This window comes from Photobacterium kishitanii, from assembly GCF_000613045.3.
GTDB lineage: Bacteria > Pseudomonadota > Gammaproteobacteria > Enterobacterales > Vibrionaceae > Photobacterium > Photobacterium kishitanii.
Genome location: NZ_LN794352.1, coordinates 2896373 through 2918783 on the forward strand (window position 1 = coordinate 2896373; position 22411 = coordinate 2918783).

At 41.5% G+C, this 22411-nt stretch carries 9 protein-coding genes, 5 tRNA genes and 4 rRNA genes; 8 read left to right on the forward strand and 10 right to left on the reverse strand.

Translation table 11 applies throughout. The features are described from left to right. Positions 1-8 precede the first annotated feature (8 nt). The 4 genes from PPBDW_RS13430 (at position 9) to PPBDW_RS13445 (ending at position 6532) form a co-directional block, all read left to right on the forward strand. Positions 9-1937, forward strand: coding sequence for a beta-N-acetylhexosaminidase (locus tag PPBDW_RS13430; RefSeq protein ID WP_036796079.1), 1929 nt, complete (start codon positions 9-11; stop codon positions 1935-1937). A gap of 41 nt (positions 1938-1978) precedes the next feature. After that, entirely contained in the window at positions 1979-4384 is a 2406-nt protein-coding gene (locus PPBDW_RS13435; protein ID WP_036796080.1) for a glycoside hydrolase family 94 protein, read from the forward strand. A 61-nt stretch (positions 4385-4445) separates the two neighbouring features. Then, positions 4446-5858, forward strand: coding sequence for a phosphoglucomutase/phosphomannomutase family protein (locus PPBDW_RS13440; protein WP_036796082.1), 1413 nt, complete (start codon positions 4446-4448; stop codon positions 5856-5858). A gap of 284 nt (positions 5859-6142) precedes the next feature. Continuing rightward, positions 6143-6532: a hypothetical protein gene (locus tag PPBDW_RS13445; RefSeq protein ID WP_036796084.1), complete on the forward strand. Its 390-nt coding sequence runs from the start codon at positions 6143-6145 to the stop codon at positions 6530-6532. Positions 6533-6952: 420 nt separating this feature from the next. Here the strand turns inward: PPBDW_RS13445 and PPBDW_RS13450 are convergent. The 9 genes from PPBDW_RS13450 to PPBDW_RS13490 form a co-directional block, all read right to left on the reverse strand. After that, positions 6953-7029, reverse strand: a tRNA-Asp gene (locus PPBDW_RS13450). A gap of 32 nt (positions 7030-7061) precedes the next feature. After that, a 5S ribosomal RNA gene (gene rrf, locus PPBDW_RS13455) occupies positions 7062-7177 on the reverse strand. Between the two features lie 46 nt (positions 7178-7223). Next, positions 7224-7339 (reverse strand): 5S ribosomal RNA (gene rrf / locus PPBDW_RS13460). 136 nt (positions 7340-7475) lie between these two features. After that, positions 7476-10369, reverse strand: a 23S ribosomal RNA gene (locus PPBDW_RS13465). A 308-nt stretch (positions 10370-10677) separates the two neighbouring features. Then, a tRNA-Ala gene (locus PPBDW_RS13470) sits at positions 10678-10753 on the reverse strand. A 44-nt stretch (positions 10754-10797) separates the two neighbouring features. Beyond that, a tRNA-Val gene (locus PPBDW_RS13475) sits at positions 10798-10873 on the reverse strand. Positions 10874-10941: 68 nt separating this feature from the next. Continuing rightward, positions 10942-11017, reverse strand: a tRNA-Lys gene (locus PPBDW_RS13480). 21 nt (positions 11018-11038) lie between these two features. Further along, positions 11039-11114, reverse strand: a tRNA-Glu gene (locus PPBDW_RS13485). Positions 11115-11214: 100 nt separating this feature from the next. After that, positions 11215-12761 (reverse strand): 16S ribosomal RNA (locus tag PPBDW_RS13490). The 16S, 23S and 5S rRNA genes sit together here with 5 tRNA genes alongside, the layout of an rRNA operon. A 784-nt stretch (positions 12762-13545) precedes the next feature. Here PPBDW_RS13490 and tsgA point away from each other — a divergent pair. Beyond that, on the forward strand, positions 13546-14736 hold the full coding sequence (tsgA, locus tag PPBDW_RS13495) for an MFS transporter TsgA (RefSeq protein WP_036796085.1): 1191 nt from the start codon (positions 13546-13548) through the stop codon (positions 14734-14736). A gap of 90 nt (positions 14737-14826) precedes the next feature. Here the strand turns inward: tsgA and lysS are convergent, their stop codons facing one another. Beyond that, complete coding sequence (lysS, locus tag PPBDW_RS13500) at positions 14827-16332, reverse strand: lysine--tRNA ligase (protein ID WP_036796086.1); 1506 nt, start codon at positions 16330-16332, stop codon at positions 14827-14829. Between the two features lie 293 nt (positions 16333-16625). Here lysS and PPBDW_RS13505 point away from each other — a divergent pair, with 293 nt between their 5' ends. The 3 genes from PPBDW_RS13505 (at position 16626) to cadA (ending at position 22131) form a co-directional block, all read left to right on the forward strand. Continuing rightward, positions 16626-18092, forward strand: coding sequence for a winged helix-turn-helix domain-containing protein (locus PPBDW_RS13505; RefSeq protein WP_036796087.1), 1467 nt, complete (start codon positions 16626-16628; stop codon positions 18090-18092). Between the two features lie 463 nt (positions 18093-18555). Next, positions 18556-19908, forward strand: coding sequence for a cadaverine/lysine antiporter (gene cadB / locus PPBDW_RS13510; protein ID WP_036796088.1), 1353 nt, complete (start codon positions 18556-18558; stop codon positions 19906-19908). 90 nt (positions 19909-19998) lie between these two features. Then, complete coding sequence (gene cadA, locus PPBDW_RS13515; RefSeq protein ID WP_036796089.1) at positions 19999-22131, forward strand: lysine decarboxylase; 2133 nt, start codon at positions 19999-20001, stop codon at positions 22129-22131. Positions 22132-22411: the final 280 nt, after the last annotated feature.

The following is a 22411-nucleotide window of genomic DNA, read 5'->3' on the forward strand; positions in this document are numbered from 1 at the left end:
AAATATAAATGACTTATCGTCTTGATTTTACAGTAATAGAAAAAGTAGATGGTTATTGCCGCTATGCGCTAAGTTTACATAACTTAACCGATCAAACCCTGCATGGATGGTCACTGTATTTCTTCATTAGCCGTTGCATTGATCCTGCCAGTGTTTCTGTTGGCGCCATTAGTCAAATTGGCAGTTATAGCCATTTATCACAATTACCACCATTAATGGCTAATGGGCATTTTTATACTGAATTTACCATGAAGACAATGCCGTTCAATCTGCATGATGATGGTATTAATGAAGCATTTATTGCATTGGATAGCGACCAAGATTCGATTCAACCATTAAAAGTACACACGACCACTATTAATTTAGATCAAGATCCGATCGAGCGTTACTGTACCCCACTCCCAAGTGTTGGCTGTGACATTGCGTTAATTCCGCAACCAAACCATTTAACCCGCCTTCAAGGTGAGTTCATTTTTAACCAAGCGACCGCAATTGAAACCCCACCGCTCTTAGCACAAGGTGCGATTAATTGGTTAAGCGCTGAATTTAAAAAACATTTTAACGAAACTATGCCTATTCATCCGCAAGGGAATATTCATTATCGCGTTAGCAATGACATTGTCGAACATGGTTATCAATTACTGATCGAAACCGATAACATTTGGATTCAATCCAGTTCAGCGACTGGTTTCGTACATGCAACATCAACCTTATTGCAATTGCTACCCAATACGCCAACTCATACCGCTGCGGGTGCTTATTGCTTACCAATGGTGGAAGTAATCGATCAGCCACATTATAACTACCGCGGCATGATGCTTGATTGCGGGCGTCACTTTCACCCCGTCGATCGAATTAAGCACCTACTTGATCATTTAGCACGTTATAAATTCAATACTTTCCATTGGCATCTAACCGATGATGAAGGCTGGCGAATTGAAATTGACGCCTACCCTCAATTAACCGAGATTGGTGCGTGGCGCGGCCCAAATGAAATTATCGCTCCACAATTTAGTCATATCGATCAACGCTATGGCGGATTTTATACCAAGCAAGATATTCGCGAGGTCATTGCCTACGCCAGTGATCGTGGCATTAGTATCATTCCTGAAATTGATATTCCGGGTCATAGTCGTGCGGCAATTTTATCACTGCCTGAACTGTTACAAGATCCAGCGGATCATTCGATCTATCGCAGTATTCAGAACTACCCTGACAATATTTTATCACCAGCATTAGTGGGAACTTACACCTTCATTAAAACCGTACTTGAAGAAGTATGTGAACTATTTCCTGCACCTTTTGTGCATATTGGTGCCGATGAAGTGCCTAAAGGCGTATGGACCGACAGTGCTGCGTGCCAACAATTAATGGCTGATAACAACTACCACGACCCGATGGAATTACAAGGTCACCTATTACGTTTTGCCGAACAAGTATTACAAGCGCAAGGCAAACGTATGATGGGCTGGGAAGAAGCAACCCATGGTAATAAAGTCAGTAAAGACACCGTAATTTATTCATGGCTCAGTGAAGAAGCCGGCCTTGAATGCGTAAAAAATGGCTTTGATGTAGTAATGCAACCGGCACAAGCCACCTACCTCGATCTCGCACAAGGTTACTCTGCTGACGAGGCTGGCGTCGATTGGGCAGGTAAATTAACACTGGATAATGTTTACAATTATCATCCACTTAGCATGCTATCGGCGCAAAATTCTGCGCGGCAGCACATTTTAGGCATTCAAACTGCACTTTGGTCAGAATTAATTAATAACCAAAGCAGATTTGAATATATGATTTATCCGCGCTTACTGGCGGTATCGGAGATCTGCTGGAGTAAACCACAACATCGCAACTGGGATGACTTTAAAGCACGCTTAAAAGGTCAACTTAACTATCTAGATAAGGCGGGTATTAATTACCGCCACTGTGAATAACCACGTACACAGAACAGTAAATATTTTAAGGATTAGAAATAATGAAATACGGTTATTTTGACAACGGCAATAAAGAGTATGTTATCACTAGACCTGATGTCCCAGCACCATGGACCAATTACCTTGGTACTGAAAAGTTCTGTACAGTGATTTCACAAAATGCCGGTGGTTACTCTTTCTATAAGTCACCAGAATACAATCGCGTTACTAAATTCCGTCCAAATGCGACATTTGATCGTCCAGGGCATTATGTTTACCTACGCGATGATGCGACAGGTGATTACTGGTCAATCTCATGGCAGCCAGTAGCAAAAAGTCTTGATGAAGCTAAATATGAAGTACGCCATGGCTTGTCATACTCAAAATTTGCTTGTGAATACAACGGTATTTCAGCTCAGAAAACCTTATTCGTACCCATTGGTGAAGATGCTGAAATCTGGGATGTGGTTCTAAAAAACACCACCGATGAAGTGCGTACTATCAGTGCGTTCTCATTTGTTGAATTCTCATTCAGCCACATTCAATCTGACAACCAAAACCATCAGATGAGCCTTTACTCAGCAGGCACATCTTACAATGATGGCGTAATTGAATACGACCTGTATTACAACACTAATGATAAAGAAGGTTACTACTACTTAGCATCAAGTTTCGAACCTGATAGCTATGATGGTCAACGTGATACTTTCATCGGTGCGTACCGTGATGAGTCCAACCCAATTGCAGTTGAAAAAGGCCGTTGTTCTAACCACGTCCAAACCTGTTACAACCATTGTGGTTCGCTACACAAGCAATTCACGCTACAACCCGGTGAAGAAGTTCGTTTTAACTACATTCTAGGTATTGGTAAAAACGAAGGCCAACGTCTACGTCAAAAATACCAAGACAGCGCTGCCGTTGATACTGCATTTGCGGAAATTAAACATCACTGGGAAAGCCGCTGTAACAAGTTTAAAGTAACATCGCCAAATGAAGGCCTTGATACAATGATCAATGCTTGGACACTATACCAAGCGGAAACTTGTGTTGTATGGTCACGCTTTGCTTCATTCATCGAAGTCGGTGGTCGTACCGGTCTTGGTTACCGTGATACCGCACAAGACGCTATCTCAGTGCCACACTCTAACCCAGTAATGACACGTAAGCGTTTAGTCGATTTACTTCGTGGTCAAGTGAAAGCCGGTTATGGTTTACACCTGTTTGATCCTGATTGGTTCGATCCAGACATGGCTGATGTTGAGCCATCAAAATCACCAACAGTAGTACCAACACCAAGTGATGCTGATAAGATCCATGGCATTGATGATACTTGTTCAGATGACCACCTATGGTTAGTCCCTACTATCTGTAAGTACATCACAGAAACTGGCGAAGAAAGCTTCCTTGACGAAGTGATCCCATACGCTGACGGCGGTGATGCAACTGTTTATGATCACATGAAAGCAGCGCTTGATTTCTCTGCCGAATATGTTGGTCAAACCGGTATCTGTAAAGGTCTACGTGCCGATTGGAATGACTGCCTAAACTTAGGCGGCGGTGAATCAGCAATGGTATCGTTCCTGTACTTTTGGGCACTACAAGAATTTATTCAACTGGCTAAATACCAAGGTAAAGCAGCTGATGTTGAAAAATACACTGAAATGGCAGCCAATGTGCGTGAAGCCTGTGAAACCCATTTATGGGATGACGAAGGTGGCTGGTACATTCGTGGTTTAACCAAAAACGGCGACAAGATTGGTACTGCGCAACAAACTGAAGGCCGTATTCATTTAGAATCAAATACCCTTGCTGTTCTGTCTGGCATGGCATCACAAGATCGTGGTGAGCAAGCAATGGATGCTGTTGATGAAAACCTTTACTCAGACTATGGCTTACATCTTAATGCACCGTCATTCTCAACCCCTAACGATGACATTGGTTTTGTAACCCGTGTCTACCAAGGTGTTAAAGAGAATGGAGCAATCTTCTCGCATCCAAACCCATGGGCATGGGTAGCAGAAGCCAAACTAGGCCGTGGTGATCGTGCAATGAAGTTCTACGATGCACTTAACCCATACAACCAAAACGACATGATTGAAACGCGTATGGCTGAACCTTACTCGTACGTGCAATTTATCATGGGTCGTGATCACCAAGATCATGGTCGTGCCAACCACCCATGGTTAACCGGTACTTCAGGTTGGGCTTACTTTGCGGTAACTAACTTTATTCTAGGTGTTCAAACTGGTTTTGATGGCTTAACAATTAATCCATGTATTCCAACTGAATGGCCAGGGTTTGAAGTAACGCGTGAATGGCGTGGTGCAACGTACAACATTAACGTCACCAACCCAGATCATGTTAGCAAAGGCATTAAATCTATCATGCTTAACGGTCAGCCAGTCGATGGCGCAATTGCACCTCAAGCTGAAGGCTCTGTGAATACTGTTACTGTAGTAATGGGCTAACCACTTTCGGGGAGTAGCTTTACTCCCCATTTTATTTTGCGAGAGAAATAGGAGTTCCTCCATGATTCAATTTGGAACCGGTGGTTGGCGTGCTTTTATTGGCGAAGAGTTTACTCAAGCTAATGTACGTTTAGTCGCACAAGCTATTGCCAATATTATGATCACCGAATCAGTGACTGATAAAGGATTTATTATCGGTTATGACCGCCGCTTTTTATCAGATAAAGCCGCAACATGGTTTGCTGAAGTCTTAGCTGGAAATAACATTAAATGTAGTTTTATCAATCGCTTTGTACCAACACCGATTGTAATGTTTAAAGCCAAACAAACTGGTGCAATTTACTCGGCATGTATTACCGCATCGCATAATCCAGCAGATTACAACGGCATTAAAGTCTTTATCGAAGGCGGCCGTGATGCTGATGAGATCATTACGCAAAAGATAGAACAACAAATTTCAGTATTAACTGAGGCTAATATTAAGCTGGTTGACTTTGAACAGGCACAACGTGATAAATTAATTGAAATCATCAATCCGATGAACGAATTCGTTGATTCTGTTATTGATTTACTTGATTTAGAAGCCATTAAAAAAGCCAACTTGCGCGTACTGATCGATCCAATGTTTGGCGTTGCAAAAAATGCATTACAAACGGTGTTGATCACCGGTCGCTGTGATGTTGATGTCATCAATGATGGTGAAAACCCAGGCTTTGGCGGTTTAATGCCATCACCTAGTGCGGCAACACTTTACCGTCTTAAACACTTAGTCGCTCAAGAAGGTTATGATATTGGTATTGGTACTGATGGCGATGCCGATCGTTTAGGTATCATTGATGAAAAAGGTAACTTTATTCATCCTAATGAAGTGCTATTACTACTGTATTACTACCTACTTGAATACAAAGGCTGGAAAGGTTCTGTGGTGCGTAATATTGCTACCACCCACCTACTTGATAAAGTCGCAGCTGCTTATGGTGAAAAATCATTTGAAGTTCCCGTCGGCTTTAAACACATCAGCTCGCAAATGGAAGCAGATGATTCATTACTCGGTGGTGAAAGTTCTGGTGGCCTAACCATTCGTGGTCATATTAAAGGTAAAGATGGCATCTTTGCATCGAGTTTATTAGTTGAAATGATCAGTTCAACCGGTAAGAAACTCTCGGAACTATTAGATGAAATCTATACCCGCTTTGGTTATGCCTATACCGCAGAAGGTGACTGTACCTTTAAAGCCGCTGAACGTGATCGTCTATATAATAAAATTTATATCGAAAAATCATTACCAGAATTTGCTTACGAAATCGAAAAAGTTAGCTACGCTGATGGCGCTAAAGTTTACTTTAAAAATGGTGGCTGGGCGATTGCACGCTTCTCCGGCACAGAGCCATTACTGCGCCTGTTTGTAGAAATGGAAGATCAAACTCAAGCAGAAGCCGTTTTATTACAATTTAAACAATTTCTTGCTGTATAAGTAGTTAATTATTTTCATTGCTAAGTCCTAGTAACACGCCTTATAGCTGTTACATTGTGCAGATCAGTTACTCTGATCTTTGCCATCGGGTAGTCGCTTGACTACCCTTTTCTTTATTATACCGCTTTGATTAATACCAGTAATAATAATCAATACTTGCTCACAAACTCTGATCTTTTACCTATCAATAAACTGAAAAACGCATTACTTCACATACAAACTCCTAATTTAAGTCCATGCTTATTTAATCGAAGCTACACGTTCTGCGTAAGTAAGGAGTTGTTATGAAGAAGGGTATCATTGCTATCATTATGATTGCGCTCGCAATATTATTTAGCGAACATTTTCACTCATTCTCAGTTGGCTTTACACTGGCGATTGTCGCGGTAAGTTGCGGCTATTTAATTGCTTATCAAGCTATCCGTCGACCACAGTATGCTATGAGTTTTTTAGTTGTAGCAGCATTAACTAAACTTGCCATTACGATTACAGGTGTGATTTGGGTCTTCTCAGCCGACATTATTCATTCTCCGCTAACATTTCTTGTCGCCTACGCCCTGTTCTCTGTAATCATTACTTATGTTGTCTCACGCTACCGCGCTCATCGCCGTGATATTAGTGACCAACAACAACGCGAAATTTTTCACACCGGTCTCTATGAGGAATTGAAATAGTTTTCTACAGACGAAAAAAAACCTGAATCGTTAGATTCAGGTTTCTTCAATAATGTGAAGTGGACGGGACTTGCCATATCTAATATGACAACCAAAGCATCAGCGCGCCCTTTTTCTATCACATAATAACCGTGGCAGGCTGCTAAGCTTCTTAATCGAAACTAACTTATGGCTTAATCCTCTGCCGTCATTCCCTACAGTGAGGTTACGAACGAGATAGGGAATCAATTATCAGCACGTTGTAGAGTTATTGTTTTAACTGCTTTTTTATTGGTTTCTTTAATACTCAAACACGTGATGAGCAGATCACAGATAGCTCGTGCCTCCCTTCCGAGATGACGGATGATAGCCCACGCTATAATTACCATTTTCTACAGACGAAAAAAAACCTGAATCGTTAAATTCAGGTTTCTTCAATAATGGCGGAGTGGACGGGACTCGAACCCGCGACCCCCGGCGTGACAGGCCGGTATTCTAACCAACTGAACTACCACTCCGCAGTGTCTATTCAGCATTTAAGCAATTTGAAACTTAGCAATGACCTACTCTCACATGGGGAGACCCCACACTACCATCGGCGCTACAACGTTTCACTTCTGAGTTCGGCAAGGGATCAGGTGGTACCGTTGTGCTATGGTCGCTAAGTAAATTCGTGTCTATTACCGTTAAAAAACAATAATATAAATTTGAAGCCTGGCGATGTCCTACTCTCACATGGGGAGACCCCACACTACCATCGGCGCTATTACGTTTCACTACTGAGTTCGGCAAGGGATCAGGTGGGTCCATAACGCTATGGTCGCCAAGCAAATTCTGTTTTATTTATCACCTTATGGCAATAAATAGCAATCTGGGAAAATCTAACTAGTTGTTCTCAACACGCATTCAAGCGTTTGCAGAGTCCGTCTCTTCTCTTTGAGAAGAAAAACCCCTTGGGTGTTGTATGGTTAAGCCTCACGGGCAATTAGTATCAGTTAGCTCAATGCCTCGCAGCACTTACACACCTGACCTATCAACGTTGTAGTCTTCAACAACCCTTTAGAGACCTTAAAGGTCTAGGGATGACTCATCTTGAGGCTCGCTTCCCGCTTAGATGCTTTCAGCGGTTATCGATTCCGAACTTAGCTACCGGGCAATGCATCTGGCGATACAACCCGAACACCAGCGGTTCGTCCACTCCGGTCCTCTCGTACTAGGAGCAGCCCCTCTCAATCATCCAACGCCCACGGCAGATAGGGACCGAACTGTCTCACGACGTTCTAAACCCAGCTCGCGTACCACTTTAAATGGCGAACAGCCATACCCTTGGGACCGACTTCAGCCCCAGGATGTGATGAGCCGACATCGAGGTGCCAAACACCGCCGTCGATATGAACTCTTGGGCGGTATCAGCCTGTTATCCCCGGAGTACCTTTTATCCGTTGAGCGATGGCCCTTCCATTCAGAACCACCGGATCACTATGACCTGCTTTCGCACCTGCTCGAATTGTCATTCTCGCAGTCAAGCGGGCTTATGCCATTGCACTAACCTCACGATGTCCGACCGTGATTAGCCCACCTTCGTGCTCCTCCGTTACTCTTTGGGAGGAGACCGCCCCAGTCAAACTACCCACCAGGCACTGTCCGTAACCCCGATAAGGGGCCAACGTTAGAACATCAAGCATACAAGGGTGGTATTTCAAGATTGACTCCACAACCACTGGCGCGGTTGCTTCAACGTCTCCCACCTATCCTACACATGTAGGGTCAATGTTCAGTGCCAAGCTATAGTAAAGGTTCACGGGGTCTTTCCGTCTAGCCGCGGGTACACAGCATCTTCACTGCGATTTCAATTTCACTGAGTCTCGGGTGGAGACAGCGTGGCCATCATTACGCCATTCGTGCAGGTCGGAACTTACCCGACAAGGAATTTCGCTACCTTAGGACCGTTATAGTTACGGCCGCCGTTTACCGGGGCTTCGATCAAGAGCTTCGACCGAAGTCTAACCCCATCAATTAACCTTCCGGCACCGGGCAGGCGTCACACCGTATACGTCATCTTTCGATTTTGCACAGTGCTGTGTTTTTAATAAACAGTTGCAGCCACCTGGTATCTGCGACTCCCGGCAGCTTAGAGAGCAAGTCTCATCACCGCTAGGAGCGTACCTTCTCCCGAAGTTACGGTACCATTTTGCCTAGTTCCTTCACCCGAGTTCTCTCAAGCGCCTTGGTATTCTCTACCTGATCACCTGTGTCGGTTTGGGGTACGATTTCTTATAATCTGAAGCTTAGAAGCTTTTCCCGGAAGCATGGCATCAATGACTTCACTACCGTAGTAGCTCGACATCGTATCTCAGCCTTAAGATGAACCGGATTTGCCTAATTCATCAGCCTACATACTTGGACCTGGACAACCGTCGCCAGGCTCACCTAGCCTTCTCCGTCCCTCCATCGCAATTATAAGAAGTACGGGAATATTAACCCGTTTCCCATCGACTACGCCTTTCGGCCTCGCCTTAGGGGTCGACTTACCCTGCCCCGATTAACGTTGGACAGGAACCCTTGATCTTCCGGCGAGGGAGTTTTTCACTCCCTTTATCGTTACTCATGTCAGCATTCGCACTTCTGATACCTCCAGCACACTTTACAATGCACCTTCAACGGCTTACAGAACGCTCCCCTACCCAATGTGAACGAATTCACATTGCCGCAGCTTCGGTGTATAGCTTAGCCCCGTTAAATCTTCCGCGCAGGCCGACTCGACCAGTGAGCTATTACGCTTTCTTTAAATGATGGCTGCTTCTAAGCCAACATCCTGGCTGTCTGAGCCTTCCCACATCGTTTCCCACTTAGCTATAACTTTGGGACCTTAGCTGGCGGTCTGGGTTGTTTCCCTCTTCACGACGGACGTTAGCACCCGCCGTGTGTCTCCCGGATAGTACTTACTGGTATTCGGAGTTTGCAAAGGGTTGGTAAGTCGGGATGACCCCCTAGCCTTAACAGTGCTCTACCCCCAGTAGTATTCGTCCGAGGCGCTACCTAAATAGCTTTCGGGGAGAACCAGCTATCTCCGAGTTTGATTGGCCTTTCACCCCTAGCCACAAGTCATCCGCTAATTTTTCAACATTAGTCGGTTCGGTCCTCCAGTAAGTGTTACCTCACCTTCAACCTGCCCATGGCTAGATCACTCGGTTTCGGGTCTAATCCTAGCAACTATGACGCCCAGTTAAGACTCGGTTTCCCTACGGCTCCCCTAAACGGTTAACCTTGCTACTAAAATTAAGTCGCTGACCCATTATACAAAAGGTACGCAGTCACCCAACAAGTGGGCTCCTACTGCTTGTACGTACACGGTTTCAGGTTCTATTTCACTCCCCTCACAGGGGTTCTTTTCGCCTTTCCCTCACGGTACTGGTTCACTATCGGTCAGTCAGGAGTATTTAGCCTTGGAGGATGGTCCCCCCATGTTCAAACAGGATATCACGTGTCCCGTCCTACTCGATTTCACTAATAAAGCGTTGTTGGTTACGGGGCTATCACCCTGTATCGCGGTCCTTTCCAGAACCTTCACCTAACGCAGAACTAGCTTAAGGGCTAATCCGGTTTCGCTCGCCGCTACTACCGGAATCTCGGTTGATTTCTCTTCCTCGGGGTACTTAGATGTTTCAGTTCCCCCGGTTCGCTTCATTAACCTATGTATTCAGTTAATGATACTAGCTTATGCTAGTGGGTTTCCCCATTCGGAAATCCCAGACTCAAGTGGCTTTTACTGCCTAATCTGGGCTTATCGCAAGTTAATACGTCCTTCATCGCCTCTGACTGCCAAGGCATCCACCGTGTACGCTTAGTCACTTAACCATACAACCCCAAGAGGTCTTGTATGTTCAAACAACCAAGGTTTGCGTTTAATAATCCGATCAAGAAACTATTAAACATTGGTTTTTCGCCGGACTCATTTATTTGTCTTCACTTTAAAAAGTGAAACCAAACACAGACACTTGAATGTGTATGTTTTGAGAACTCGTTTTTATTCAAAGAATAAAAACATTTTTTAAAATCAATCTTTCGATTGAATTTACTAGTCAGCTTTCCAGATTGTTAAAGAGCATGCAATTATCGTTAAATAACCACTTTTTAATTACACTCTTCAGAATGCATTTAAAAAGTGGTGGAGCTATGCGGGATCGAACCGCAGACCTCTTCGCTGCCAGCGAAGCGCTCTCCCAGCTGAGCTATAGCCCCTTAAAGTTTTACTTCTTTAGGAGAAGTTCTCTATGAAGAGAAAGTGGTGGGCGATACCGGGCTCGAACCAGTGACCCCCTCCTTGTAAGGGAGGTGCTCTCCCAACTGAGCTAATCGCCCACGATAGTTGCTATTTGCTTTCACTTTAAAAAGTAAAATCAAACTAGCTTTCCTTCGTGGAAAGGAAATGGTGGGTCGTGCAGGATTCGAACCTGCGACCAATTGATTAAAAGTCAACTGCTCTACCAACTGAGCTAACGACCCAATTTTCACTTCAAAGAGAAGTGGCGTCCCGTAGGGGAGTCGAACCCCTGTTACCGCCGTGAAAGGGCGGTGTCCTAGGCCTCTAGACGAACGGGACAATGTTCATAACATAAGTTGTTGGGCAACTTATGTTGGCTCTTTTACATTTCGACCAAGCAATCTGTGTGGACACTGCATAAAACAGAAAAGTCTTTAGGTAAGGAGGTGATCCAGCCCCCAGGTTCCCCTAGGGCTACCTTGTTACGACTTCACCCCAGTCATGAACCACACCGTGGTAAACGCCCTCCCGAAGGTTAAGCTATCTACTTCTGGTGCAGCCCACTCCCATGGTGTGACGGGCGGTGTGTACAAGGCCCGGGAACGTATTCACCGTGACATTCTGATTCACGATTACTAGCGATTCCGACTTCATGGAGTCGAGTTGCAGACTCCAATCCGGACTACGACGTACTTTGTGGGATTCGCTCACTATCGCTAGCTTGCAGCCCTCTGTATACGCCATTGTAGCACGTGTGTAGCCCTACTCGTAAGGGCCATGATGACTTGACGTCGTCCCCACCTTCCTCCGGTTTATCACCGGCAGTCTCCCTGGAGTTCCCACCATTACGTGCTGGCAAACAAGGATAAGGGTTGCGCTCGTTGCGGGACTTAACCCAACATTTCACAACACGAGCTGACGACAGCCATGCAGCACCTGTCTCAGAGTTCCCGAAGGCACTAAGCTATCTCTAGCGAATTCTCTGGATGTCAAGAGTAGGTAAGGTTCTTCGCGTTGCATCGAATTAAACCACATGCTCCACCGCTTGTGCGGGCCCCCGTCAATTCATTTGAGTTTTAATCTTGCGACCGTACTCCCCAGGCGGTCTACTTAACGCGTTAGCTCCGAAAGCCACGGCTCAAGGCCACAACCTTCAAGTAGACATCGTTTACGGCGTGGACTACCAGGGTATCTAATCCTGTTTGCTCCCCACGCTTTCGCATCTGAGCGTCAGTCTTTGTCCAGGGGGCCGCCTTCGCCACCGGTATTCCTTCAGATCTCTACGCATTTCACCGCTACACCTGAAATTCTACCCCCCTCTACAAGACTCTAGTCTGCCAGTTCAAAATGCTGTTCCGAGGTTGAGCCCCGGGCTTTCACATCTTGCTTAACAGACCGCCTGCATGCGCTTTACGCCCAGTAATTCCGATTAACGCTCGCACCCTCCGTATTACCGCGGCTGCTGGCACGGAGTTAGCCGGTGCTTCTTCTGTTGCTAACGTCAAACGCTAAAGCTATTAACTCCAACGCCTTCCTCACAACTGAAAGTACTTTACAACCCGAAGGCCTTCTTCATACACGCGGCATGGCTGCATCAGGGTTTCCCCCATTGTGCAATATTCCCCACTGCTGCCTCCCGTAGGAGTCTGGACCGTGTCTCAGTTCCAGTGTGGCTGATCATCCTCTCAGACCAGCTAGGGATCGTCGCCTTGGTGAGCCATTACCCCACCAACTAGCTAATCCCACCTGGGCTAATCCTGACGCGAGAGGCCCGAAGGTCCCCCTCTTTGCTCCGAAGAGATTATGCGGTATTAGCTATCGTTTCCAATAGTTATCCCCCACATCAGGGTATATTCCCAGGCATTACTCACCCGTCCGCCGCTCGTCAGCAAAAGAAGCAAGCTTCTTTTTCTGTTACCGCTCGACTTGCATGTGTTAGGCCTGCCGCCAGCGTTCAATCTGAGCCATGATCAAACTCTTCAATTAAAGTTTTGTTGGTCTTTCGACCGGCTCAATAAATACTGACTTTAAATACCTTTTCTTTATAAATAAAGAATGTAAATTAAAGCTTTTTATCATTTAAAAATGATAATTAAATAACTGTGCCAAAATAATCTTCTCTATAAATAGATAGGGTCATTTTGTTTTGGTCACTCAGTTTATTGATAAATCTTTCGACTTAACTATTCAGTGAGTGCCCACACAGATTGCATGGTCAAATTGTTAAAGAACAATACTGATTTCGTTGCTAGCCAATGGCTTGCTCCGTGTCAGTGAGGACGCATTATAGAGACTTCGATCACGTTGGCAAGGGTTAATTTTCAAAAATATAAAAAAAAACACACGTTCGCACACACTACAACCAAATTCATTAAATATGATTTAAAAATCATCTTTAATTGTGCTTTGACATACCTTGGTTCGCTTTAATACTCCCTCTATTTATAGCTGAAAGTAACTAAATGCTATAAATAGACCAAAATCATCAAAAGCTTTGTTAATAAAGAGAGAGAAAATAAATAACAACCGAATATTGTTAAAAAAACTTAAATTCACACCAAAATAAAAACAATGAAAACAACCAGTAATAGAATGCCATCTCATAAATACTGATTATTCATATCTTATTGGTATGATAAATTCTTCCATGTCATATAATGGTGATGTATGTCACAAACAAAGCTAGTCCTTATGTTAGGATTCAGCCCTTTCATTAATTGGCATCTCGTCTGCCTCTTTAATTACAATCGAAAGCTATACAGGATTTGCTATGACAAACCAGAATCGCATCCTTCTGACGTGGATAAGTTTCTTATCTTATGCCCTAACTGGATCTCTGATTATCGTCACCGGTATCGTTATGGGAGATATTGCCAAATATTTTGATTTGCCAATATCTAGCATGAGTAACACTTTTACGTTTCTTAATACTGGTATTTTAATTTCAATCTTCCTTAATGTTTGGTTGATGGAAATTGTGCCACTTAAGCGCCAGCTCATTTTTGGTTTTATTCTCATGCTATTAGCAATTCTTGGCCTAATTTTCGGTCATAATCTTGCTATATTCTCTGGCTGCATGTTCGTATTAGGTGTTGTGAGTGGTATTACCATGTCGATTGGTACTTACTTAATCACTCATATCTATGATGGTAAGCAACGAGGTTCACGCCTGCTATTCACTGATTCATTTTTCAGTATGGCCGGAATGATTTTCCCTGTAATTTCAGCAGCAGTACTTGCGCACCACATGCAATGGTATTGGGTATATGCAGCTATCGGCGTTATCTACCTTGCTATCTTCCTATTAGCATTAATCTCAACTTTCCCTGTATTAGGAAAAGATGCGCCTCAAGAAACAACAACTAATGAACCAAAAGAAAAATGGGGATTGGGTGTTCTATTTCTAGCGATCGCTGCTTTATGCTACATCCTAGGTCAACTTGGCTTTATTTCTTGGATCCCTGAGTATGCAACCCAAAAACTAGGTTTATCTATTAGTGATGCGAGCCAATTAGTGAGCTACTTCTGGGGTGCTTATATGATTGGTATGTGGATTTTCAGTGTGTTACTGAAAAAATTCGACCTGCATTACTTTGTGGTTGTTTTATCTGGATTAGCCACTGTATTGATGTATCTATTTAATAAAGATACTGACCCACATAACCTTATCTATATTATTTCAGCACTTGGCTTTATCAGTAGTGCTATTTACACCACTATCATTACGTTAGGCTCACAACAGACCAAAGTATCATCACCAAAACTGGTTAACTTTATTCTGTTATGCGGCACAATCGGTACCATGTTAACTTTCGTGGTCACAAGCCCTATTGTTAAAAACTACGGCGCACACGCAGCATTAGTTACGGCTAATGGCTTGTATGCAGCAGTATTTGTGATGTGTATCTTGGTTGGTTTTGTAACTAAACACCGGATTAACGGTCACGCTGATAGTCACTAACTAAAACGCTATCGAATAAAAAGCCTCAATTGTGTAAATTGAGGCTTTTTTTTGCATTGAACAAAAGTAGATTAACGAACTAGCTATCTATTAATTATTATTAGGGCGCATTGATGGGAATAAAATCACATCACGAATAGTATGCGCATTAGTAAACAACATTACTAAACGATCAATACCAATACCTTCACCAGCTGTTGGTGGTAAGCCAAACTCTAATGCGCGAATATAATCTTCATCATATTGCATCGCTTCATCATCTCCAGCATCTTTAGCATCCATCTGTGCTTTAAAACGCGCATCTTGATCTTGAGCGTCATTTAGCTCAGAGAAGCCATTAGCAACCTCACGGCCACCAACAAAAAACTCAAACCTATCAGTCAAGAATGAATCTTCATTGCTACGACGCGCTAATGGGGAGATATCAGCAGGATAACCAGTAATAAATGTTGGCTGAATTAACTTAGGCTCAGCAGTTTCACCAAAAATTTCTTCTAACAACTGACCACAAGTCCAGAATGGTTCAACCGTTAGACCAACTTCTCGCGCAATATCAGCCATTAATTCACGATTCTTAACATCATCATATGTTAACGCTTGGATACGAGCATTGTCTTGGGTGTAATGTTGAATCGCAGCTAACATCGTCATACGAGCATAAGGGCCATTAAACTCAATAACGTGCTCACCATAAGGTAACGCTGTATTACCACAAAGATCTTTGGCAATAGTACTCAATAAATTTTCTGTAAAATCAATCAAATCATTATAATCAGAATACGCCATGTAAAATTCCATCATGGTAAATTCTGGATTATGGCGCGGTGAAAGACCTTCATTACGAAAGTTACGGTTAATCTCAAATACCCGTTCAAAACCACCAACAACCAAGCGCTTCAAGTAAAGCTCTGGTGCGATACGAAGATACATATCAATATCTAACGCATTATGATGGGTAACAAAAGGTCGAGCAGAAGCACCGCCAGCAATCGGGTGCATCATCGGCGTTTCAACTTCCATAAATTGTTGTGTGATCATAAATTGACGAATCGCAGCGACCACTTTAGAACGCATAATCATGGTATTACGAGATTCTTCATTAATGATCAAATCAACATAGCGTTGACGGTAACGCTGCTCTTGATCTGTTAAGCCATGATATTTTTCAGGTAACGGGCGTAGTGCTTTGGTTTGTAACTCATAGTTATCCATATTGACATAAAGTTCACCACGATCTGAACGATGCAATTGACCTTTAACACCGATAATATCGCCAATATCTAAACCATGATATTTTTGTTTTAATTCTTCCTGAACTTGTTTATTGGCATAAACTTGAATACGTCCAGAAACATCTTGTAATACTAGAAATGGCCCACGTTTTGCCATAATACGACCAGCAACAGCAGTGGTATAAGTAGTATTAATTAAATCTTCTTTAGATTTATTTTTATATTCAGTTATTAAGTCACTCGCTAATTTCAATCGACGAAAAGTATTAGGGTGACCATTTGCTTTACAATCTTTTCTTATATAATCCAGTTTTGCTCGGCGCTCTGCTATCAGTCTGTTTTCATCAATTTCAGTTTCTAACATAATATTACCTTCATCGTTTAATCACTTTATTAAAATGCATGTAATCGAATATTTATTTAAAAAAACCATATTTATAATCCGATTATGAGCTTACTTTAAAATAAATAACCACAAAATAAAAAACGTGATATTCATCACAAAACATTAGAAATATAAAATTTATTTATTCTTTATAATTAAAAATGAAATATGAAATTACGCTTACCATTTAAATAAAAAATTCCATCTATATATAAAAGCAAATAATATAGAATTAATATCATCCTAATTATTAACAATAGAATTAAAACCAAATGGCTTGGGTAAATTATAAAATTAATAACTGGTTATTAATTACAACAGAAAATTGTTTATATAAATCAGGACAAAATTATATTATTGAACCAAGAATAACCAAGCTATTAGCCTTTTTAGCTAAACATCAAGGTATTGTTTTTACACGAGATGAATTAATTGAAAACGTTTGGGATAGTGCTGTTGTTAGTGAACAAGTCGTGACGCAATCTATTTTTGAATTACGTAAAACACTCAAAAAAATGGATGAAGATCACTGGATTATTACTATTCCGAAGCGAGGCTATAAGCTTGATATTGGTGTACAACAAATATATGTCGATCCTAATACAGGTTTTAAGCTAGAAGAGTTTCACTCTTCACATGAGCATACTAATGATACTTCACCCCAGGCATCATTCCCAGCAGGGCCAATGACGCGCGCTTTTAACGAAACCTCAAGAGAAGCGCCATCGGCGACAACTACAAATTCAAATAATGTTAAATGGAATCATTGGTTTTTTGATGTTTGTATTTTAACTATGTTACTAATAACACTTGTTTTCATTAGCTGGAGTAACGAAAAAGTTACGCCACCAACCACAATCTTAAATCCGCGCTTAATTAATATTGAATTAGCACAGCAGTCATCAACTAATCAGCTGTATTCAATAGCAAATATAATAAAAGACTCATTGTTTAAATCTACAAATTACATCAGTAATTTCAGCCATCAACCTAATGCTGGTAAAACACTATCGCTATACGTAAATCAGCAACACCAATTACACATCAAATTATTTAACAACATATCAAAAACAATTATGTTACAAGAAAGCCTTCATCTTGATCGTAATAATTCGTACATCACTGTAGATAATCTGCTCAATAAATTAATACAATCCTTAAATTATAACCATCAACAAACTCAGAATCATATTACTCTCACCAACTCTAATATATTGTATGGTTATCTTGAGTTACCTAGTGTCATTACCAATGATGGCCAGACAAATATTAGTTATATTAAGCAAATCAATAAACTTATTCAGTTATCCCCCCAAAATAGTTATTTATTAGCACAACGATACCTTGCTTATGCGATCATACTTACCATAAACAATAAAGTAACATCAATGCCAAAATTAATGAACTATGGCAAAGCATTAGTCAAAAGTATTACATCTAATCAACAACTCGTATCCAGTGAAATATACGATGCTTTAGCGCTTAATGAACTGTACCAAGGTAACTTAACGGCTTCTGAACATTATTTATCACTGGCAGCATTGCAGTCTCAACAAAATACTGCTTTACGCTATATTTTATTAGGTAAGATCAGTGAGCTTACTTATAAAAAACAGCAAGCCAATGAGTATTATAGTATGGCTATGTATTTATCTCCTTCTGAAGAAACGCTGCAGCTGTGTCAAAAACTGGTCTTCATATCACAAATAAATACTTCTGAAATCACTCCTCTTCATTAAGTTTAGAACGTCTAAATATTTAGCATTAAACAATTACTCAGTGAGTAACGATTACCCATTTAATAGGCCTAATAGGTTTCGAACTTAGTGATCATACTGAGTAGTAGCTCAGATTTACCGTTAATAACAATAACAACATTACAATGGCTGCTTAAATTAATCTCCAGCTAAGAGTTTATAAAGATTATCAAACTGTCATTATTTTATTGATAAATAAATTACTTTTTCACTAACAAGCTAAGTAACTGATTAATAAGGGCTTCAAAATAAATTAAATTAAAAAAAACCAATTTTATTATTTTAAAATCCTTGAGTAGAAGGTTATTTAATTAACGCTGCTCTCTGCTGTAGATTAAATCGAACTCACTAGTCATTGATTGTATGGAAGTGAAAACTTCTTAATTACTGACGTTAAACGTGCGTAAACATTTTAAATATAATTGTATTATTTGGAGATTGTTACATGTCGTCCGATACATCAAAAAAGATAGGCTTAATCGCCTGTACCGGTGTGGTAGCTGGTAATATGATGGGTAGTGGTATCGCACTTTTGCCCTCGACATTGGCAAAAGTAGGTTCAATATCTATTTATAGCTGGATTATTTGTTTAGTTGGCGCATTGTCTTTGGCCTTTGTTTACGCTCGTTTAGCAACGAATAACCCTCAAGAAGGTGGGCCAATTGCCTACGCTGGTGAAGTTTCACCTGCTTTTGGTTTCCAAACAGGTGTGCTTTATTACCATGCTAACTGGATTGGTAACCTTGCTATCGCTATCACTGGGGTATCGTACCTTTCTGTGTTCTTCCCAATTTTGAACAACACTATTCCAGCGGCAATCGCAACTATTGCCTCAGTGTGGGTTTTCACCATTATTAACTTATTGGGTGGTTCATGGGTCAGTCGTCTATGTACATTAGGCTTAGTACTTATTCTTGTTCCTATCGTTGGTACTGCAGTTGTTGGTTGGGGGCATTTTGATGCGACAACTTACATGCAAAACTGGAATACATCACACAGCTCAAATTCACACGCTATTGTTAGCGCGGTACTGATCACACTTTGGTCATTTGTTGGTGTTGAATCAGCAGCGGTATCATCTGGTATGGTGAAAAATCCGAAGAAAACAGTTCCATTAGCAACGCTACTCGGAACAGTTATTGCTGGTGTTATTTATATTCTATCAACCCAAGTTATTGCTGGTATGTTCCCAGCTTCTGAAGTTGCGGCTTCTGGTGCACCATTTGCACTTGCAACAACCGCTATCTTTGGTGCTTGGACAGCTCCATTTGTTGCAGCATTTACCGCTTTGGCGTGCTTTACATCTCTAGGCTCTTGGATGATGTTAGTGGGTGAGGCCGGCAAACGTGCAGCTAATGATGGCAACTTCCCCGCTGTTTTTGGTGAAACAGATAAAAACGGCGTGGCGAAAAAAGGGTTGGTTTTGGCCTCGGTGATGATGACTATCTTGATGATTGCAATCACTATCTTTAGCTCTAGTAATAGCCATGCTTCAAACTTATTCGATATTTTAACCTCTGACGCAGTGTTATTAACTATGCTGCCTTACTTCTACTCAGCGGTTAACCTTATCCGTTACGAAGGAATGACAACTCGCAATGTGTTTGTGATGTTATTTGCAGGTGTTGCATGTATCTTCTGTTTCATTGCACTTATCGGTGCAGATCCATCAGCATTAGCCGCAACTTTCGTTGTTTCGCTAGCTATCTTCATGTTCTACGCTCGTAAGCTTGGCTTCCGTCAACACTTACAACTAGAACAACAAGAACAAGCGAATAAAGTAGCGCAATCTCACTAAGTTTAACCCCCTAATAATATTATCAAGGCGCACAACTACACCTCCCTAATTGGAGTGGTGCGCCTTTATTTACCCTGGAGATATTCAACAATGAATACCATAGCAATCTTAAATAACTTAGGCGTATTCTTCAAAAAATACCCAGTACAAGAATTAGAACAAGCATTAGCAACTCGTGGCTATAAGGTTGTTTACCCTGTTGATGAAAAAGATTTAATGAAACTACTTGAAATGAACCCACGTATCAGTGGTGTGATTTTTGACTGGGATACTTACTCATTAGACTTATGCCAACAAATCAACCAAATTAACGAAAAACTACCGCTATATGCATTCGCTAACGAACATTCAACGTTAGATATTAACTTGGCGGATCTTCGCTTAAATATTTATTTCTTTGAATATTGCCTTGGTAGTGCTTCTGATATTGCCCATAAAATTGAGCAAGCAACAGAAGACTACAAAGACAGTATTCTACCGCCACTGACCAAAGCATTATTTAACTATGTTGATGAAGCTAAATATACATTCTGTACCCCTGGCCATATGTCCGGTACTGCTTTTAACAAAAGCCCTGTAGGTAGTATTTTCTACGATTTTTACGGTGCAAATACATTCAAGGCTGATATCTCAATTTCAATGCCTGAATTAGGCTCATTATTGGATCACTCTGGTCCACATAAAGAAGCTGAAGAATATATTGCGCGTACGTTTAACGCTGATCGTTCTTACATTGTGACTAACGGTACTTCAACAGCGAATAAAATTGTTGGTATGTTTTCAGCACCAGCTGGTAGCACTGTATTGATTGACCGTAACTGCCATAAATCATTAACTCACATGATGATGATGACCGATGTCGTGCCAATCTATTTCCGTCCAACTCGTAATGCTTACGGTATTTTAGGTGGTATCCCTAAAAGCGAATTTAGCCGTGAAGTAATTGCAGAGAAAGTTGCTAATACTCCAGGCGCAACTAAACCTGGCTATGCGGTTATTACTAACTCAACGTACGATGGTTTGTTCTATAACACTCAATTTATCAAAGAATCACTAGATACTAAGTTCATTCACTTTGATAGTGCTTGGGTACCTTACACTAACTTTAACCCTATTTACGAAGGTAAGTGTGGTATGAGTGGTGATGCAATGCCGGGTAAAGTGTTCTATGAAACGCAATCAACTCATAAGTTATTGGCTGCATTCTCACAAGCATCAATGATCCATGTTAAAGGTCAATTGGAAGAAGAATCTTTCAACGAAGCCTTTATGATGCACACCTCAACGTCACCACAATACGGTATTGTGGCATCAGCTGAAATTTCAGCAGCAATGATGCATGGCAATGCAGGCCGTCGTTTAATTCAAGATTCAATTGATCGCGCTATTCGTTTCCGTAAAGAAATCAAAAAATTACGTTCAGAATGTGACGGTTGGTTCTTTGATGTATGGCAACCAGAAAACATCGATACTACTGAATGTTGGAATCTAAAACCAAATGAAAAATGGCATGGTTTCAAGAATATCGATGAAGATCATATGTTCCTTGATCCAATTAAGATCACTCTGTTAACACCAGGAATGAACGAAGACGGTGAACTTGCAAGTTCTGGTATTCCAGCATCACTTGTAGCTAAGTTCCTTGATCAACACGGTATTGTAGTAGAAAAAACTGGCCCATATAGCCTATTGTTCTTGTTCTCTATCGGTATCGATAAGCCAAAAGCAATGCAATTACTACGTGCTCTGACTGAGTTCAAACGTGGTTACGATCGTAACATGACGATTAAGTCATTCTTACCTTCATTATTTAAAGAAGATCCTCAGTTCTACACTAATATGCGCGTACAAGATCTCGCTCAAGGTATTCACGATCTAACAGTGGAATACCAATTACCAGAGTTAATGTACAAAGCATTTGATGTGTTACCAGAAATGAAGATGACACCACACGATGCATGGCAACAAGAGTTACGTGGTGAAGTGCGTGAAATTCCATTATCTGAAATGGTTAATGAAATTAGCGCCAATATGATCCTACCTTATCCTCCAGGTGTGCCTGTTGTGCTTCCTGGTGAAATGGTTACTGAGCAATCTCGTCCAGTATTAGATTTCCTTGAAATGCTATGTGAAATTGGTAATCACTTCCCTGGCTTTGAAACTGACATCCACGGTGTTTACAACGTTGATGGTGTCTACAAAGTGAAAGTGATCAAGCGTTAAGATATTTACTCTCATTAATAATATTAAGGCATGCTAGTAATAGCATGCCTTTTTTATTCGTTCTATTTATCACAACCATCATCAACTTGTAACCTTATGATTTATTTGCATTTAAGTGCCTATTTTATAATTTAAGCCTACGCAACTCACGCCTCGCATCTAAAACCCAACACCTCGTCTCTCGTCTCTCGTCTCTCGTCTCTCTCTCATCTCTCATCTCTCATCTCTCATCTCATACCTCGTATCTCGTATCTCGTATCTCGTATCTCGTATCTCGTAT

Excerpts from the sequence above, each read along its gene's own strand:
- PPBDW_RS13430 (WP_036796079.1), top strand. The coding sequence starts at position 9 with ATGACTTATCGTCTTGATTTTACAGTAATAGAAAAAGTAGATGGTTAT.
- PPBDW_RS13435 (WP_036796080.1), top strand. The coding sequence starts at position 1,979 with ATGAAATACGGTTATTTTGACAACGGCAATAAAGAGTATGTTATCACT.
- PPBDW_RS13440 (WP_036796082.1), top strand. The coding sequence starts at position 4,446 with ATGATTCAATTTGGAACCGGTGGTTGGCGTGCTTTTATTGGCGAAGAG.
- PPBDW_RS13445 (WP_036796084.1), top strand. The coding sequence starts at position 6,143 with ATGAAGAAGGGTATCATTGCTATCATTATGATTGCGCTCGCAATATTA.
- tsgA (WP_036796085.1), top strand. The coding sequence starts at position 13,546 with ATGACAAACCAGAATCGCATCCTTCTGACGTGGATAAGTTTCTTATCT.
- lysS (WP_036796086.1), bottom strand. The coding sequence starts at position 16,332 with ATGTTAGAAACTGAAATTGATGAAAACAGACTGATAGCAGAGCGCCGA.
- PPBDW_RS13505 (WP_036796087.1), top strand. The coding sequence starts at position 16,626 with ATGGCTTGGGTAAATTATAAAATTAATAACTGGTTATTAATTACAACA.
- cadB (WP_036796088.1), top strand. The coding sequence starts at position 18,556 with ATGTCGTCCGATACATCAAAAAAGATAGGCTTAATCGCCTGTACCGGT.
- cadA (WP_036796089.1), top strand. The coding sequence starts at position 19,999 with ATGAATACCATAGCAATCTTAAATAACTTAGGCGTATTCTTCAAAAAA.